This is a genomic window from Gordonia sp. GONU (genome assembly GCF_024733855.1).
GTDB classification, from domain to species: Bacteria; Actinomycetota; Actinomycetes; order Mycobacteriales; family Mycobacteriaceae; genus Gordonia; species Gordonia amicalis.
On record NZ_JANRHB010000072.1, the window covers coordinates 1 to 2,161 of the forward strand.

Here is a 2,161-nt window from a genome sequence, read left to right on the forward strand (position 1 = left end):
CAAACCACCGAACTCCCCATACGACACCACCCGATCCCCACACCACACCGCCACCTCAGACCCCGACAACCCCACCCGCTCCGCCACCACCGAACCCACCGAACGACCACCCCACCCCAACCCCACCACCACACCCCGCGACCAGTCGGCGATGGCGGCACGTTCGGTCGCGTCGGCGAGATCGATGTCGCCGACCACCACGGTGTCGTCGGCGAGACCAGCCGTCAGGACGTCGACGATCCGCTCACCCAGACGGCGAACGGTGCGGTCCTCGAAGAGATCGGTGGCGTAGACGATCCGCCCGGACAGGGCGGTCAGATCGCCGGCCGCGTCGCGCGCGGTGGTCATGCCGATCATGAGGTCGAACCGCGCGGCGGGAACGCCCGCGTCGACGGGCGTAACCGTCAGGCCGGGTACCGCGATCTCGCCGACGCCGGTCTGTTCCAGCGTCAGCATCACCTGGGCGAGCGGCGCGAAGGCTTCGCTGCGCGTCGGGGCGAGGACATCGACGAGATGCTCGAACGGCACGTCGGCCGCGCCGAAGGCGTCGAGGTCGGTGTCACGGACCTGCCCGATCACCTCACCGAATGTGGCACCTGGGTCGACCTGCGTGCGCAGGACGACCGTGTTGACGAACATCCCGACCAGTGCGTCGAGTTCGGCGCGTCCACGGCCCGCGACCGGCGTCGCGAGGGCGATGTCGGAGGAACCCGCCAGCCGGGACAGCACGACGGCCACCGCGGCGTGCAGCACCATGAACGCGGTCACCCCGTGCCGGCGGGCGAACCGGTCGATCGCGGACGCCAGATCTTCCGGCACCTCGAACTCCACGACGGCACCGCGATGGGACGCCACCGGCGGTCGCGGACGATCGGTCGGCAGTTCGAGAACGTCGGGCAGGCCGGCGAGCTTCTCCTGCCACCATCGGGCCCGCCGGCCGAGTTCGGAGTCCGGGTCGTCCACCGACCCGAGGACGCGCTGCTGCCACAGGGCGACGTCCGCGTACTGGACGTCGAGCGACGGTCGTTCCGGCGCGTGCCCTGCGGTGCGCGCGGCATAGGCCTGCAACAGGTCGTCGACGAGCGGCCGCAGCGATTCGCCGTCCGCCGCGATGTGATGGAGGACGACCACCAGGACGTGATCGCCGGACGCGGCGACGAGCCCGGCGCGAATGGGCAGATCGCGGGTCACGTCGAAGCCGGCGGTGGTGAGGGTCTCGATGTCGCCGTCGCGCCACCACTGGTCGACGGTCACCTCGTCGGCGGGCACGATGTCCTGCCATGGTCGACCGTCGAGATCCTGGGGGTATCGGGTACGCAGCACCTCATGACGGCTGATGACGTCGGCGAGAGCGGCACGCAACGCGACGGTGTCGAGGCGGCCGTGCAGCCGCATCGCGAAGGGGATGTTGTAGGCGGGCGATGACGGGTCGAACTGGTTGATGAACCACATCCGCTGTTGTGCCGCCGACAAGGGCAGGCGTGCCGGACGCGGAATCGAGCCCAGGTCGCCGGGCCCGTCGCCGATCCGCCGACCCGAAGGCGAGATCATGGCGACCGAATCGCCGCCGAGTCGCTCGTCGACCCATCGAGCCATGGCACGGACCGAGGGGGCATCGAACAACTCGCGAACGGTGAACGGCAGCGACAACGTGTGCGAGATCCGGGCGGCGACCCGGGTCGCCGAGAGCGAATGTCCGCCGATCTCGAAGAAGCTGTCGGTGACCGACACCCGGTCGACGCCGAGATCGAGGACGTCGGCGACGATCCCGGTGATCAGCTGTTCGGTGTCCGACGCCGGTGCCACGATCTCACGGGGACCCAGTTCCGGTTCGGGAAGAGCTTTCCTGTCGATCTTTCCGGACGTTCCGAGTGGCATGTCGTCGAGCACGACGAAGGTGTCCGGGACCATGTACGGCGCGAGACGACGCCCGGCGTGATCACGCACCGCCGGCACGTCGGCGTCCCCGGACAGGTACGCGACGAGTCGGTCGTCGCGCACCAGCACCGCCGCGGCGACGACCCCGGGTGCGGTCTGCAGGACCGACTCGATCTCCCCCAACTCGATCCGCTGCCCCCGCAACTTCACCTGAAAATCACTACGCCCCACATACTCCAACTCACCCACACCCGACCACCGCACCCGATCACCCGTCCGATAC

General features: G+C 69.3%; 1 protein-coding gene. It reads right to left on the reverse strand.

The window, feature by feature from the left end; genetic code table 11:
- Nucleotides 1-2,127, reverse strand: a 2,127-nt coding sequence (locus NWF34_RS25170; RefSeq protein WP_258326393.1) for a condensation domain-containing protein, incomplete at its 3' end; no start/stop codon positions are given.
- Nucleotides 2,128-2,161 lie beyond the last annotated feature (34 nt).